Source organism: Actinorectispora metalli, from assembly GCF_056323685.1.
Genome location: NZ_JBREYE010000001.1, coordinates 3603802 through 3618506, shown reverse-complemented (window position 1 = coordinate 3618506; position 14705 = coordinate 3603802). Strand labels below are relative to the sequence as shown.

Below are 14705 nucleotides of genomic sequence, written 5' to 3'. Positions count from 1 at the left end.
GGGCTGTTACGCCCAGGGATCATCCGCTGGCTGGAAGGTAGCGAGCGGACACCCTGGACCAGGGCACTTCGCAGCTCAGCAAGGCTGTTGCCCCGGAGGCGTGACACCCGCTCGCGGGGAGGGTTTGGTCATGATCAAACCCGAACGGGTAAGTTCGCCCGTTCCCGCCCGAACGGGTGATGGTCGCTGCTAGTCTCCGAGTGGTACCAGCAGACTTGACACGACACGAGCACTGCGCGCAGGGGGTAGGTGGCCAATGTCCGGACCGGGACTAAGCCTGCGGGTCAACAAGGACAACGTCCTCGCGGTTCGCAATTCATTGCAGAACCGAATCGAAGAATTCGACGAGAAGATCCGTCTGATGGGATTGATGACCAAAATCCCTCAGTACGCCAATGACCCGGTCAGCGTGGACGCCACAAACGCCTGGAACCACCGCCTGTTTCTTGCCCCGGACTCGCACTTCGAGCGCATGCATGCCTATGTGAAAGCCCTCCGTGAGCTCAGCGACAAGCTGACGCAGACGGCCAAGCAGTACGGCATCACCGAGGACACCAACACGGGCACGATGAGGGGCAATGGCTGACCGTTTGCTGAAGATCGTTCCAGCGGTGTTGCTCGCCGCAGTTGCCGTCGCCGGTTGCTCGGGAGGGGACGACAAGCCCCCGAACAGCGACCCTGCCGCAACCACCACTTCCAGCAAATCGTTCAACCAGCCCAGGCCGAAGACCATCAAGGTCGACGGAGTCGATCCCTGCGCGTTGTTCACCGAGCAGCAGCGGACTCAGCTCCAGGGGTCGAGCGCTCCGCGGAAAGCGCACAACTCCTTCCTCGATACCGAGGTGTGTGGCTTCTCTTCCAAGAAGAGCACGGGCCACGGATACGCAGCCGGAGTGATTACCACTTCGGGAGCGAGCAAGATCCTGAACGACCCCGACGCGAAAGCTGTGGAGACAACGGTTGGGGGTTTTCCCGCCGTGGTCTTCTACTTCTCGAAGGGCATCGGCACGATCGGCTGCAATGTGGCGCTGGATGTCGCCGATGGTCAGCACGTGGTCATAGGTGCAAGCGTCCCGGATTCGCTCAACGAGCAGGCTCCGCCCATGGACACCTTGTGCCAGGACGCCAAAGCCGCGTCCGAACTGGCCCTGAGCACGCTTCAGACTCTGGTCAAGTAAGGGGAGAATCGATATGACCAGCGGACCGAATATCGGTGATCACCGCTTCGAGGGCCGAACGGATGAGGATCTGAAGAAGCTCATCCAGGACGTTCGAACCGGGCCTGGGGAGAAGGCGCTCGCCCAAGCCGCCGAAGGTCTGATCAATTACTCGAAGGCCCTTGTCGAGATGGACAACGGCATCCGGGACGACCTCGGCAAGCTCGGCGTGGCGTGGGAAGGCCAAGCTGCCGGGATGGCCCGTGCGCTGATGGACGACGTGGCGGACTGGGCTTCGTCCGCGCAGGGCGATTTGGACACCTCCGCGCAGGCTGTCGGCCAGCAGGGACAGGACCACACGCACACCAAGCACAAGCTGCCTGATCCCAACTCGCTCAACGTCACTGCCTCGGAGAACATCTTCGAGAAAGCAGGCGGGCTCTTCGGCTATGAGAGCGACCGCGACAAGCAGGTCAAGGCGCAGCAGGCGGCTCGGCAGCAGACCGTCGACGAGATGAACAAGTACCGCGACAACAGCCAGAGCAACCTGGATAAGTTCACTCCGTTGCCTGAGCCGCCGCCGGTTGCGGTGGTGCCTGCTGGGACTTCGGGGACCGGTACCTCGGGGATCTCGGGGGTTCGGGACACCGGGGCCGGTGACTTCCGTGGCAGCACCGGGGGTACCGGTGGTGGCGGAGGTGGCTACCAGCCTGGTGGTGGCAGTGGTGGCGGGCATGACGTCACGCCGCCTGGGACCGGTGGGCACCCTGGTGGGCCCGGTGGCGGTCAGCCTGGTGGACCCGGTGAGTCGGGTGGGCTGCCCGGTCAGGGCAACGATGACTTGGCGCTGCCCGCCGCTGATGGCGGGAACAACCTGGGGCTGGGCCTTGGGCTTGGGCTGGGTGGTGCGGCGGTGGCTGGTGTGGTTGGCGGGGCGCTGCTCAAGGGCGGTAAGGGCGTACCGTCGCCTGCTTTCGGGACCGCGGGTGCCGGTGCGGGCAAACCTGGGCCTGCCGGGGTGGTCGGGCCGGGTGGTCTGGTCGATCCGGATGGTCCCAACGCGCAGGGTCGCGGTGGTGCGGCGGGCGCCGGTGCGGGTGCCGGGGCGGCTGGTCGCGGCGGCAAGCGCGAAGAGGACAAGGAGCACGAGCGCAAGGTTGAGATCGACGGCTCCGAGGCGTTTGACGACGGTAGGCAGGTCGCCGGTCCGGTGATCGGTCAGCAGCAGCAACAGGGCGAGTAGTGAGCGCGTGACTCAGGCAATCGAGACCGAGGGTGTGACGCTGTCGGCCCTTGAGTTCGACGTGGTGTGGGAGAGCGAGCAGTTCGGCAGGCGCCATGTGGTGCTGGATGTGCCGAGTCCGGGGATCACCGACTCGGAGCGGGCGCATCTGGTGGCGCAGACCTGGCTTGGGTTGCGGGAGCGTGGGTTGGCTCACGGGACGCGGATCGAGCCTGAGGTGTTGGATCTGCTGAACCTGCTCGCCGCTCCGCGCCGGACGATCGACGTGCGGATCTGGGCGGACCGTCCGATCCGGGCGTTGGCGGCGGGCTCGGGTGATTCCGGGGTGCTGGCGGTGATCGACAGCGGGAACGTGTGGATCGGTGCGATTCGCGGGACCGCGTTGCCCCAGTTCGCGGTGTCGGTTGCCGGGGATGCGGTGGCGGGGCCTGGGCGGTCGGTCAGCGTCACGCAGGAGGATCTGCACGCGGCGGATCGGCAGAGTCAGGGTGATGCGGATCTGCTCGGGCGCGCGTTGAGCGGGTATGGGGTGAACAGCGAGGACGCGCACACGCTCGCGGCGATGTGCAAGGGCATGACGGTGCGGGGCCAGTTCGGGGCGGAGTACTCGACGCCCGGCAGCAACCGGCCGGTGCGCGCGAGCCGGGTCGTGGCCTTCCACGACACTCCCAGTGGCCGGTACCTGCACTTGGTGCGGCCCAGTACGGACGGCCGCAACTGGAGCACCATCACGCCTGCGGATAACCGCAGGCTCGCCTTCTGCGTGCAGGAACTGCTGAACGAGGTCGACGACGACCGCTGAAATGAGCTGTTCGGATTTCGACCGCTCGGCTACGCAGGATGACCGTTTGTCGCCACAGCGTGATCGGACCCGGCAATGGGAGCAGACTTGTGAGCCGTGGATTTCGACACCTGGGACAAGCCGCCCATGCGGAAGGCGCTGGCTGAGCACGACATCGCGCAGGTCTACCGGCTGCTCAAAGAGGAAGGCATCTCGCAACGGCAGATCGCCGATCGAGTGGGCCAGAGCCAGACCGAGGTATGGGCGATCATGCAGGGCCGCACGGTGCAGGCCTATTGCGTGCTCGAGCGCATCGCGGAGGGCATGAAAATCCCTCGCGGATACCTAGGACTGGCCTACGACTCGACGTACCGTGGATCGCATGGGGCGACCGACGAGGACGAAGCCGTGAAGCGCCGCAGCTTTCTGGCGAAGGCAGCGGCGGTGGTGGTCGGCGAGGCGGTTTTCGGCGAGGCGGCAAGGGAAGTCGACCCCTACGCGCTCACTCCCGCGTTCCGGCACATCGGGATGCCGGATGTCGATCGGTTGAACACGATCACGGCCGAGCTTCGCAAGCTCCATTACCGCCACGGTGGCGGAAGCTGCCGGGAATTGGCGACCGCACATGCACGGCGGGCGACCCGGATGCTGGATGCCTCGGCAAAGAGCGCGACCAAGACCGCGCTGCACTTGGCACTGGCGGACATCCACGCCTTGGCGGGCTGGTCCTCCTTTGATGCCGGGCTGCTGGACCAGATGCGCTTCCATCTCGGTGCGGGCCTGGATCACAGCCGGGAGGCCGAGAGCCCGGCGCTCGCGACCTACCTGCTGTGCAGCATGGGCCACGCCTACCTGTTCCACGACGCACCGGAGGATGCGCTCAAGCTCTTCCAACTCGCCGAGATCCCGGCCCAGAAGTCGCCCTTCAAGATGGTGCATTACATGACCTCTGCCTATCAGGCGGCGTCCTACGGCCGGATGGGCAACGCAGATCGGGCGATGAGCGCGGTGGACCGCGCGCAGACGGTCCACGACGCGCACAGCGAGGACCAGGGGCCGGGCTGGCTGCGCTATTTCCATGCGGGGGGCACCGATTCGCTGCGGGGCAATGTGCTTTCGGCCCTGGGCAAGCAGCAGCCGAAATACCTCGCTCCCGCACTGGACTCGATGCGAGCCGCGGTCAATGACCGCCAAGCCGGGATGGACCATGGCCATGTCCTGAATCTGAGCGGACTCGCCACCCTCCACCTTCAGGCAGGCAACCCCGACCACGGCCTACGCCTCGCAGAGGCGGTGGTGACCAAAGCCGCCGAGCTTGACTCGACGCACGTCTGGGACCGCCTCCAGCCTTTGGGCGCCCAGGCAAGCGGTATCGACGCCAGTGAGGCGACCGATCTCGCTCGTGTGATTCAGACCCGGCGGTTCGTCTGACGTCACACGATCTCGCAGATCAATGACCGCTCTGGCCGCAGCGCGTGAGGCCGTTTCGCTGCCATGCTTTTACACCGTTATGAGCGCTTTCACCGAGGATGCCCCCGATCCTCCCGCGGAACGCGTCGACGCCGCCAGGAACCGCGTGAAGATCCTGAGCGCCGCCGAGCGGCTCTTCGCCGAGCTTGGCACCGCCGGCGTCACCCTGGAGGCCATCGCCGCCTCCGCAGGCGTCGGCAAGGGCACCCTCTTCCGCCGCTTCGGCAGCAAAGCCGGGCTGGCCGCCGCGCTCCTCGCCGCCCAGGAGGAACAACTCCAGCACCGCATCACCACCGGTCCCCCACCACTCGGCCCCGGCGCGCACGCGGCCGACCGTCTCATCGCGTTCTTCGACGCCTACCTGCGCTTCCTCACCACCAACCTGGACCTGGTGCGCCTCTCCGAAACCGCCGCCACGGGCGCCCGTTACCGGCTCCCCTCCTACCGGCACTGGCACCGGCACATCGCGGCCCTGCTCACCGAGGCCCGACCCGACCTGCACGCCGAGGCCTCCGCCCACCTTCTCCTCGGCATGCTGTCCTCCGAGCTACACCACGCCCTTGACGAAGCGCACCTGGACGCCGGGGTCACCCGAACCGCGATGCTCACCCTGCTCCGGCTGATGATCTAGGCCACCAGCGCCGTGAACTGGTCGTAGAACCTCATCTTCAGCGCCAGGATCTCCTTCTCGACGGCCATGAAGTCCGCCTTACCCTGCTCTCCGTCCAGCAACTGCGTCAGGCGCAATCCCAAACGGTCCGAGTGCGTCGACGCCAACGACGACGTTTCCGCCAGCGACCGCTCCTTCGCGTCGTGCACGTGGTGCGGGTAGTAGAACCTGGACACGTTCTTCCCATCGCGGACCAACCGCCGGGACATCCGGCGCCACAGCTGGCCGTACTCCACCGACACCAGCACCTCGCCCCAGAACCGCAGCACCGTGAGCAGCCGGGCGTCGGCGCCCGGTCCCCGACCGGCCTTCGCGATCAGCTTCATGGTCTGGTGGATGCTCTCGACCGTCGCCTCGGTCGGGTCGGTGTCCACGATCAGCTCATGGGGCACGCCGAGGGCCCGCATGTCGTCGCACATGTCCTCGCGGTGCGACTTGGTGTTGCCGTGGCTGCCCGGGTACTCCTCGCGCAGGATGACCCGCGCGATCCGCAGCCCCGCATCGTCCTGGAGCAGGTCGATCGCCAGGTCGTAGGCGGGCGTGAAGGCGAGCGAAACGAACCTGCGCTGCAACAGGATCGCGGCGAACGCCTCCTCGGGCAGCTCCTCGACACCCATCAGCACCGGGTGCCGGGTGAACTCCTCGATGAGCTTGTCCTCGAATTCGTCCAGTTCGTGCATGACACAATCATCCTCGTCAGAACTTGATGCTGTTCAGGGAAAGCCGCCAGTCCGGGAACTCGACGTCCTTGCCGATCTCCCACAGGGTGTCCAGCTCGCGCTGAGCTTGGCGGCCCATCGTGGTGTCCGAGCCGTCGACCTCGAACTGCGGTGAGTCGATCGCCAGCTGTCCGTGCAGGAACATGCTGACGAAATAGTGCGCATCGGCTCGGAAGATCGAAATCGACGGCAGTGAGTTGTAGAGCCTCACTCGAAGGTACTGCGCATTTTCCTCGCCTATCCGGCGGTGAATGGAGTGCAGGATGCTCAGGCACCGCTCGACACCCTCCTGGACGTTCTCGCTCAACTCGGGGTCGCGCACCGTCCGCAGAGCCTCGTTGCGCGCGTTGGCGACCGGCGAGAACGGGAACAACAGCAGGATGCGCACCGTCGTGCGGCGGCGCAGGATCGCCTCGCCCAGGTCGTCCTCGAACCGGTGCAGATTGGGAATCCAGGTGTTGAGGATCGCGATCTCCTGGCGGGCGCCGCAGACGTACTCAGTGAACGCCGCTTCGGAAAACCGCTCATGCACCCGGGTCACCCCCGAGTAGTGACTGTTCTTGGCCTTGCGGGCAAGCTCGTCGACGTCGATCTTGGCCAGCCGCTTCTCGATCGTGTCCAGGGTTTGGAACCGGCCGACCTCCAGCAGCAGGAACACCGTGACCGTGCTGAGGATGATCAGGGTGATCTTAGGGATGAACTCTTTGAACGTGCCCGACTCCAGCAACCCCAATGGCTCGCTGACCAGCACGAAGATGCCGAGACCGGCCATCAGCGCCAGCACGAGTTGCTCGGCGACGCGCCGAATCCCGCTCATCCAGTCCCCCAGTGATCCCGACCACTACCCCACACAGATACCGCATGGCAGGCCGTGACGGGGGCGGAATACGTATTTCCCGCGCGGAACAACCACGCGCCGCCCCACGTTGCCCAAGGCGATGATCCCGCTCTCCGTACTCGACCTCGCGCCGATCGTGCGCGGCACCAGCGCGACCCAAGCGCTGCGATACAGCGTCGAACTCGCCCAGCTCACCGACCGTCTCGGCTACCACCGCTACTGGGTGGCCGAGCACCACAACATGCCCGGCATCGGCAGCTCATCGCCGCCGGTGCTCGTCGGGCACCTGGCAGGCGCCACCGAGCGGCTGCGCGTCGGGTCGGGCGGGGTGATGCTGCCCAACCACCCGCCGCTGGTGGTGGCCGAGCAGTTCGGCATGTTGGAGGCGCTGCACCCCGGGCGCATCGACCTCGGCATCGGCCGCGCCCCCGGCACCGACCCGGCGACCGCCGCCGCCCTGCGGCGCAGCGCCAACGCCCTCGACGCGCGGGAGTTCCCGCAGCAGCTCACCGAGTTGATCGGCTACTTCGACGGGGAGTCCCGCCGACCCGGCATCACGGCGGTGCCCGCGGCGGGCAACAAGCCGCCGATCTGGCTGCTGGGCTCCAGCGACTACAGCGCCCAGGTCGCGGGCCTGCTCGGGCTGCCGTTCTCCTTCGCGCACCACTTCAGCGCGGAGAACCTGATGCCTGCGCTCAACGCCTACCGGGAGCGGTTCCAGCCCGGGACGCTCAGCGAGCCCTACGCCATGGTGTGCGTGTCGGTGATCGTCGCGGACACCGACGCCGAGGCGCGGCGACTGGCGCAGCCGGGTGGGCTGGCGTTCCTGCGGCTGCGGCAGGGCAAGCCAGGGCTGTTCCCCTCCGCCGAGGAAGCCGCGGCCTACGAGTACTCGCCGGTGGAGCGGTCGGTGATCGAACACCGGCTGGACTCGCAGTTCATCGGCTCGCCGGACACCGTCCGCGGGAAGCTCGCGGAGTTCCTCGCCGCGACCGGCGCCCAGGAGCTGATGGTGTCCACCCTGATCGCCGACTACCAGGCGCGGCTGCGGTCCTACGAGATGCTGGCGGAGCTGTTCGCGAGCTTGGTGCCCGCTGAGAATTCGCTGTGAGGTTCGTCCCCGCCGCAACATGAAAGCTGTTCAGGGCGTCTAACCCGATGTGAGAACGGAGTTCGATCCGGGTCCGAGCATCCCGGACGCGGTAGCGCGGCACGCCGTCACCGAGGGTCTGCTGGAGTCGCCGTGGATCCACCGTTCCCTGCTGCTCGCCGCGATCGTGGCGGCGTTCGTGCTGTTCCGGACGCGGCGCGGCAGGCTCACCCGCACCAGCCGGGTCATGATCGTCGCGCTGCTGCTGTCGCTGTCCGGGGTGACCTGGCTCAACAGCTACGTCGGCTACATCCGCACCCCGCAGGACCTGGCGTTGAAAGCGCAGGCCCAGGGCGGCTGGCTCGGCGTGGTGGGGCGGGCGCTGCGCGACCCGTCGGATGACGAGACCGTCGAGGAACGCCGCGAGCTCAGCCAGGCCCGCACCGCGCCCACGGGCGACCTGCGCATCGACCGGTTCAACCTGCCCGATCCGAGCCGGAAGATCCCCAGCGGGCAGACCAATGTGCTGCTGCCGCCCGGCTATGACGCGCCGGAGAACGCGAGCAGGCGGTACCCCGTGGTGTACCTGGTGCACGGCTACCCGGCGGGCGGCTCCGACGACTGGTTCATCGGCGGCGACGCCATCGCCACCATGAAACAGCTGCTCGCGAACAGTCTGGTGCCGCCGATGATCGTGGTGATGGCCGACCTCACCGCGGGCGACAAGACCGACTGGGAGTGCCTGGACGTGCCCGGCGGGCCGCAGTTGGAGAGCTATCTGACCACCACCGCGGTCGCCGCCGTCGACGGCCGCTACCGCACGCTCGCCGACCGGCGGCACCGCGCGCTGGGCGGGATGTCCGGCGGCGCGTTCTGCGCGTTGAACGCCGGCCTGCACCACGTCGACAGGTTCGGCACGCTGCTGCTGACGCTGCCCTACGACACCGCGGGCGATGCGATCAGACTGCTGGGCAACGACCCCGCACGCGTCCACGCCAACACCCCTCGGGACTACCTGCCGACCATGACCTTCACCCAACGGCTGGCGGTGATGATCACCGCGGGTGAGCGGGCGCCGACCGATGTGGGGACCGCCCGGCGGATGGCGAGCGCGTTCCGGGCCAAGGGCCAGCCGGTTGCTCTCCGTATCGAACCGAACCTCAACCACACGTGGCGCACGGCTCGGGCCTCGCTGCCGTATCTGTTGACGTTCGCGGGCAAGCAGTTTCCCGCACCTGGCTGACGGGTTGACCTTCGTCCTTATCGTTGAATCTAGGCCCTTACCTCTGGACCGATACCGCAGGTCTTTGCCTACGCTGTTGCCTTCCGCGGAGGCGGCGGGACGGGCACGAAATCGTTTGGCGCAGCGTGACCCTGGGTAGTCCGGATATCGGGACAGATCAATCACCGTGCGTGTGATCATGTCCCCGGTTCGGGTGAGCTTAATCGAGTCAGGCAGACTTATTGACAGCCGAAGCACCTCGGAACGGAAGGGCGTGGGCCGTGAGCGGTCGGCTCGGCATCGACGACGTATCCCCGGTGATCTCCTACGGTCGTTATCCGGCAAAAGCCGTGGTGGGCGAGCATGTGCCGATCGAAGCCACCGTCTGGCGCGAGGGTCACGATGCCGTCGCCGCCACCCTGGTTTACCGCGGACCGCGGGACCGCAAGCCTCGACAGGTGCGAATGCACCCCATCGGGGCGGGCCTCGATCGATGGAGTGCCCCCTTCGTTGCGGACGGTGAGGGCTGCTGGTCGTTCCGGATCGACGCGTGGAGTGATCCCTGGAGCACCTGGCGCCACACGGTGGAGGTCAAACTCGCCGCCGGACAGGGCGCGGAGGACCTCGCCAACGACCTCGAACTGGGCGCCCGCCTGCTGGAACGCGTCGGCCGCCGCCCGGACCGCCGCAAGGATCGCGAGGCGTTGCTGAACGCCGCCGCGGCCCTGCGTGATCCCCAGCGCTCGGTCGTGGAGCGGGTCGCGCCCGCACTGGCCGAGGCCGTACAGCAGACCATGCACGAGTACCCGGTGCGCGAACTGCTCACCAAGGGCAAGACGCACAAGGTTTTCGTGGACCGGCAGCGCGCCCTGTACAGCAGTTGGTATGAGATCTTCCCGCGCTCCACCGGCGGCTGGGACTCCGAGGGCAACCCCGTCCACGGCGACTTCGAGACCGCGACCAAGGAGCTTGGCCGCATCGCGGGCATGGGCTTCGACGTGGTGTACCTGCCGCCGATCCACCCGATCGGCGAGGTCAACCGCAAGGGGCGCAACAACTCGCTGGTCGCCGCGCCCGATGACGTCGGGTCGCCGTGGGCCATCGGCTCAAAGGACGGCGGGCACGACGCGATCCACCCCGCGCTGGGCAGCATGACCGAGTTCAAGGCCTTCGTGGACCGCGCGAACGAACTGGGCATGGAGGTCGCGCTGGACTTCGCGCTCCAGTGCGCGCCCGACCACCCGTGGGTGCAGGAGCACCCGGAGTGGTTCACCACTCGGCCCGACGGCACCATCGCCTACGCCGAGAACCCGCCCAAGAAGTACCAGGACATCTACCCGCTGAACTTCGACAACGACCCGCGCGGCCTCTACGCCGAGTGCCTGCGGGTGGTCAAGCACTGGGTCGAGCACGGGGTGCGGATCTTCCGGGTGGACAACCCGCACACCAAGCCGCCGGACTTCTGGCACTGGCTCATCTGGAAGATCAAGGACGACTACCCGGACGTGCTGTTCCTGTCCGAGGCCTTCACCCGGCCCGCGCGGCTCTACGGCCTCGGCCGACTGGGCTTCACCCAGTCCTACACGTACTTCACCTGGCGCACCCACAAGCAGGAGCTGATCGACTTCGGCGGCGAGATCGCGGCGCGATCCATCGAGGCCCGGCCGAACCTGTTCGTGAACACGCCCGACATCCTGCACGAGAGCCTGCAAAAGGGCGGTCCGGCGATGTTCGCGCTGCGGGCCGTGCTTGCCGCGACGTTCTCGCCGTCCTGGGGCGTCTACTCCGGATACGAGCTGTTCGAGCACCAGCCGGTGCGCGAGGGCAGCGAGGAGTACCTGAACTCCGAGAAGTACGAACTGCGTCCGCGTGACTTCGCCGGGGCACTGCGCCGCGGCGCGTCACTCGAGCCGCTGCTGACCAAGCTGAACGAGATCCGCAGGGCACACCCTGCCCTGCAACAGCTACGCACGCTGCACTTCCACCACGTCGACAACGATGCGTTGCTGGCCTACTCCAAGACCGACCCTGCCACCGGGGACACGGTGATCGCCGTGGTCAACCTCGATCCGCAGTACATGGCGGAGGGCACCGTCTGGCTCGACCTCCCGACGCTCGGCCTGGACTGGGGCGACCGGTTCACCGTGCACGACGAGATCACCGGCGCGGACTTCGACTGGGGTCAGGCCAACTACGTCCGGCTTGAACCCCACGTCGCGGTGGCGCACATCCTCACGCTGCGCCGTGGGTAGGCCTCGTGAACGCACCGATCACGTCACGAGCTCTGAGCAGGACAAATGAATAAGGGGGCAGTACCCGGACCAGCACCGACGTCACGAGGGAACAGCATGCTCACCGAGCCACGAACGCAAGATTCGGATCTGGAGGGGATTCCGCACACCGGTGAGGGCATGACGCCCGACGGTCACCTGGTCGAACCCCAGTCCGAGGATTTCCGACAGGCCAGAATGGCGCCGCGCGAGCCCGATTGGTACAAGCGCGCGGTGTTCTACGAGGTCCTCGTCCGCGCCTTCACCGACTCCAACGGCGACGGCACCGGCGACCTCCGCGGTCTGGCGTCCAAGATGGACTACCTGGCCTGGCTGGGCATCGACTGCCTGTGGCTGCCGCCGTTCTACGCCTCGCCGCTGCGTGACGGTGGTTACGACATCGCGGACTTCCGTGCGGTGCTGCCGGAGTTCGGCACGGTCGAGGACTTCGTCCACCTGCTGAACGAGTCCCACTCCCGCGGTATCCGCGTGATCACCGACCTGGTGCTCAACCACACCTCGGACGCCCACCCCTGGTTCCAGGAGTCGCGGCGCGACCCGCAGGGCCCCTACGGCGACTTCTACGTCTGGTCCGACACCGACGACAGATACCCGGACGCGCGGATCATCTTCGTGGACACCGAGACGTCGAACTGGACCTACGACCCGGTGCGCGGGCAGTTCTACTGGCACCGGTTCTTCAGCCACCAGCCTGACCTCAACTACGAGAACCCCGAAGTGCAGCAGGCCATGCTGGACGTGCTGCGGTTCTGGCTGGACATCGGCATCGACGGCTTCCGGCTCGACGCAGTGCCCTACCTCTTCGAGGAGGAGGGCACCAACTGCGAGAACCTGCCGCGCACACACGAGTTCCTCAAGCTGTGCCGCAAGATCGTGGACGACGAGTACCCGGGCCGGGTGCTGCTGGCCGAGGCCAACCAGTGGCCCGCCGACGTGGTGGACTACTTCGGCGACCCCGAGGTCGGCGGCGACGAGTGCCAGATGGCGTTCCACTTCCCGCTGATGCCGCGCATCTTCATGGCGGTGCGACGGGAATCGCGGTTCCCCATCTCGGAGATCCTCGCGCAGACCCCGCCGATCCCGGCGGGCTGCCAGTGGGGCATCTTCCTGCGCAACCACGACGAGTTGACGCTGGAGATGGTCACCGACGAGGAACGCGACTACATGTACGCGGAGTACGCCAAGGACCCGCGGATGAAGGCCAACATCGGCATCCGCCGCAGGCTGGCGCCGCTGCTGGAGAACGACCGCAACCAGCAGGAACTTTTTACGGCTTTGCTGCTGTCGCTGCCAGGCTCGCCGGTGCTCTACTACGGCGACGAGATCGGCATGGGCGACAACATCTGGCTCGGCGATCGCGATGCGGTGCGCACCCCGATGCAGTGGACCCCGGACCGCAACGCGGGCTTCTCCACCTCGAATCCCGGCAGGCTGTACCTGCCGCAGATCGCCGACCCGATCTACGGGTACCAGGCGGTGAATGTGGAGGCGCAGCAGAACAACAGCTCCTCGCTGCTGCACTGGACGCGGCGGATGATTGCCGTGCGCAAGGAACACGCCGCCTTCGGGCTGGGCACCTACACCGAGTTGGGTGCCTCCAACCCGACCGTGCTGGCCTACCTTCGGCGCTTCATCGCCGATGACGGCACGGAAGACCTGGTGATGTGCGTGAACAACCTGTCCAGGTTCCCGCAGCCGGTGGAACTGGACCTCTCCCAGCACGCCGGTGCGACCCCGGTGGAGCTGACCGGCAAGGTCAGCTTCCCCAAGATCGGCGAGCTGCCGTACCTGCTCACCGTGCCCGGCCACGGGTTCTACTGGTTCCAGATCGTCAGGACGAAACTCGATGACTCTGATTGAGAATCCCACCGCGACGCTCGGCGAGCTATCCGGCCCGCTGGCGCAGTGGCTGCCGACGCAGCGGTGGTTCGCCGGGAAGGGACGGTGTATCGACGCCGTCTCCCCGGTGAGCGCCACCGCTCTGAACGACGGCGACCCGCTGCTGGTCCACGCGGTGATCGAGGTCGAACAGGGCGGCCTGCGGGAGCGCTACCAACTCCTGCTCGGGGTCCGGCGCGACCTGCCGGAGCACCTGGAGTGGGGCAAGATCACCGAGCACCACGGCCTTTACTTCTACGACGCGATCTACGATCAGGGCCTGACCACGCACCTGGTGGAGCTCATCCGGCACAAGGCCGAGGTGGGCGCGCTGCGGTTCGAGATCGAGCCCGGCGCCAACCTGGACGCCGAACTGCGCGGCCGCATCCTCGGCGTCGAGCAGTCCAACACCTCGCTGGTGTTCGGCAACCGCTTCATCCTCAAGCTGTTCCGCAAGCTGGTGCCCGGCGAGAACCAGGATCTGCTGGTGACCCGCGCGCTGCACACCGTGGGGTGTGAGTACATCGCCGCGCCGCTGGGCTCCATCGGCGGCGAGGCCGACGGCGTGCCCTACACCTTCGCGATGGTGCAGCAGTTCCTCGCCGACGCCGCGGAGGGCTGGGCGATGGCCACCGCCAGCGTCCGCGACCTGCTGGCCGAGGCGGACCTGCGGGCCGAGGAGGTCGGCGGCGACTTCGCGGGCGAGGCCTACCGACTCGGCAAGGCGGTCGCGGCGGTGCACGCCGACCTGGAGCGGGCGTTCGGCCACGCCGAGGAGAACGCCGAGCAGACCTCCTACACCGCCGACCAGATGCACGCCCGGCTGGACGCGTTACTGCCGCTGGTGCCCGAACTGGAGCAGTACTCCTCGCGGCTGCGGCAGATCTTCGAGGAGGCCCGCCATCCCGGCGAGCCGGTGCGGGTGCAGCGCGTGCACGGTGATCTGCATCTCGGTCAGGTGCTGCGCACGGTGCATGGGTGGGTGCTGATCGACTTCGAGGGCGAGCCCGCGACGCCGCTGTCGGAGCGGCACAAGATGCGGTCGCCGCTGCGGGATGTGGCGGGGATGCTGCGGTCGTTCGACTACGCGGCACAGCATCTGCTCGTCGGCAACGACCACTACCAACTGCACCAGCGGGCGCTGGAGTGGGCGCAGCGCAACCGGACCGCGTTCTGCGAGGGGTACGCCAAGAAGTGCGGGCGCGACCCCGGTGAGCAGAAGGCGCTGCTGCGGGCGCTGGAGGCCGACAAGGCGCTGTACGAGGTCGGCTACGAGCATGACAACCGGCCCGACTGGCTACCCATACCACTGGCGTCTCTTGCACGAATTGCTCAGAGGGAGTGAT

13 protein-coding genes are annotated in these 14705 nt (G+C 67.1%); 11 read left to right on the top strand and 2 right to left on the bottom strand.

All coding sequences use genetic code 11. The annotated features are described in order from the left end of the window. Positions 1-256: 256 nt before the first annotated feature. From ACU6XJ_RS16955 to ACU6XJ_RS16930, 6 genes are all read left to right on the top strand, one after another. Positions 257-586, top strand: a complete 330-nt coding sequence (locus ACU6XJ_RS16955; RefSeq protein WP_476312234.1) for a hypothetical protein — start codon at positions 257-259, stop codon at positions 584-586. After that, positions 579-1178: a DUF3558 domain-containing protein gene (locus tag ACU6XJ_RS16950; protein WP_476312232.1), complete on the top strand. Its 600-nt coding sequence runs from the start codon at positions 579-581 to the stop codon at positions 1176-1178. Before ACU6XJ_RS16955 ends, ACU6XJ_RS16950 begins: the two co-directional genes overlap by 8 nt. A gap of 13 nt (positions 1179-1191) precedes the next feature. Next, complete coding sequence (locus ACU6XJ_RS16945) at positions 1192-2400, top strand: hypothetical protein (RefSeq protein WP_476312230.1); 1209 nt, start codon at positions 1192-1194, stop codon at positions 2398-2400. A 7-nt stretch (positions 2401-2407) separates the two neighbouring features. Then, positions 2408-3202 (top strand): ESX secretion-associated protein EspG, encoded by a 795-nt coding sequence (locus ACU6XJ_RS16940; protein ID WP_476312227.1) that lies wholly within the window; start codon positions 2408-2410, stop codon positions 3200-3202. 96 nt (positions 3203-3298) lie between these two features. After that, positions 3299-4612, top strand: coding sequence for a helix-turn-helix domain-containing protein (locus ACU6XJ_RS16935; RefSeq protein ID WP_476312225.1), 1314 nt, complete (start codon positions 3299-3301; stop codon positions 4610-4612). Positions 4613-4691: 79 nt separating this feature from the next. Continuing rightward, complete coding sequence (locus ACU6XJ_RS16930; RefSeq protein WP_476312223.1) at positions 4692-5282, top strand: TetR/AcrR family transcriptional regulator; 591 nt, start codon at positions 4692-4694, stop codon at positions 5280-5282. Here ACU6XJ_RS16930 and ACU6XJ_RS16925 read toward each other — a convergent pair. After that, positions 5279-6001: a hypothetical protein gene (locus ACU6XJ_RS16925; protein WP_476312220.1), complete on the bottom strand. Its 723-nt coding sequence runs from the start codon at positions 5999-6001 to the stop codon at positions 5279-5281. The two genes, ACU6XJ_RS16930 and ACU6XJ_RS16925, sit on opposite strands and share 4 nt — an antisense overlap. 16 nt (positions 6002-6017) lie before the next feature. Then, positions 6018-6857 carry a hypothetical protein gene (locus tag ACU6XJ_RS16920; protein ID WP_476312217.1) on the bottom strand — a complete coding sequence of 280 codons (840 nt, stop codon included), beginning with the start codon at positions 6855-6857 and terminating at the stop codon, positions 6018-6020. 121 nt (positions 6858-6978) lie between these two features. Here ACU6XJ_RS16920 and ACU6XJ_RS16915 point away from each other — a divergent pair, with 121 nt between their 5' ends. From ACU6XJ_RS16915 to ACU6XJ_RS16895, 5 genes are all read left to right on the top strand, one after another. Further along, positions 6979-7989, top strand: coding sequence for an LLM class flavin-dependent oxidoreductase (locus tag ACU6XJ_RS16915; RefSeq protein ID WP_476312215.1), 1011 nt, complete (start codon positions 6979-6981; stop codon positions 7987-7989). Between the two features lie 49 nt (positions 7990-8038). Further along, positions 8039-9211 (top strand): alpha/beta hydrolase, encoded by a 1173-nt coding sequence (locus ACU6XJ_RS16910; protein WP_476312212.1) that lies wholly within the window; start codon positions 8039-8041, stop codon positions 9209-9211. A 260-nt stretch (positions 9212-9471) separates the two neighbouring features. After that, positions 9472-11442 carry an alpha-1,4-glucan--maltose-1-phosphate maltosyltransferase gene (locus tag ACU6XJ_RS16905; RefSeq protein ID WP_476312210.1) on the top strand — a complete coding sequence of 657 codons (1971 nt, stop codon included), beginning with the start codon at positions 9472-9474 and terminating at the stop codon, positions 11440-11442. A 159-nt stretch (positions 11443-11601) separates the two neighbouring features. Further along, positions 11602-13341 (top strand): maltose alpha-D-glucosyltransferase, encoded by a 1740-nt coding sequence (treS, locus tag ACU6XJ_RS16900; protein WP_476312207.1) that lies wholly within the window; start codon positions 11602-11604, stop codon positions 13339-13341. Continuing rightward, positions 13328-14704 carry a maltokinase N-terminal cap-like domain-containing protein gene (locus ACU6XJ_RS16895; protein ID WP_476312204.1) on the top strand — a complete coding sequence of 459 codons (1377 nt, stop codon included), beginning with the start codon at positions 13328-13330 and terminating at the stop codon, positions 14702-14704. Before treS ends, ACU6XJ_RS16895 begins: the two co-directional genes overlap by 14 nt. Position 14705 lies beyond the last annotated feature (1 nt).

Bases quoted from the DNA above. Each gene is read 5' to 3' on its own strand.
- ACU6XJ_RS16955 (WP_476312234.1), top strand. From the start codon at position 257: ATGTCCGGACCGGGACTAAGCCTGCGGGTCAACAAGGACAACGTCCTC.
- ACU6XJ_RS16950 (WP_476312232.1), top strand. From the start codon at position 579: ATGGCTGACCGTTTGCTGAAGATCGTTCCAGCGGTGTTGCTCGCCGCA.
- ACU6XJ_RS16945 (WP_476312230.1), top strand. From the start codon at position 1,192: ATGACCAGCGGACCGAATATCGGTGATCACCGCTTCGAGGGCCGAACG.
- ACU6XJ_RS16930 (WP_476312223.1), top strand. From the start codon at position 4,692: ATGAGCGCTTTCACCGAGGATGCCCCCGATCCTCCCGCGGAACGCGTC.
- ACU6XJ_RS16925 (WP_476312220.1), bottom strand. From the start codon at position 6,001: ATGCACGAACTGGACGAATTCGAGGACAAGCTCATCGAGGAGTTCACC.
- ACU6XJ_RS16920 (WP_476312217.1), bottom strand. From the start codon at position 6,857: ATGAGCGGGATTCGGCGCGTCGCCGAGCAACTCGTGCTGGCGCTGATG.
- ACU6XJ_RS16915 (WP_476312215.1), top strand. From the start codon at position 6,979: ATGATCCCGCTCTCCGTACTCGACCTCGCGCCGATCGTGCGCGGCACC.
- treS (WP_476312207.1), top strand. From the start codon at position 11,602: ATGACGCCCGACGGTCACCTGGTCGAACCCCAGTCCGAGGATTTCCGA.
- ACU6XJ_RS16895 (WP_476312204.1), top strand. From the start codon at position 13,328: ATGACTCTGATTGAGAATCCCACCGCGACGCTCGGCGAGCTATCCGGC.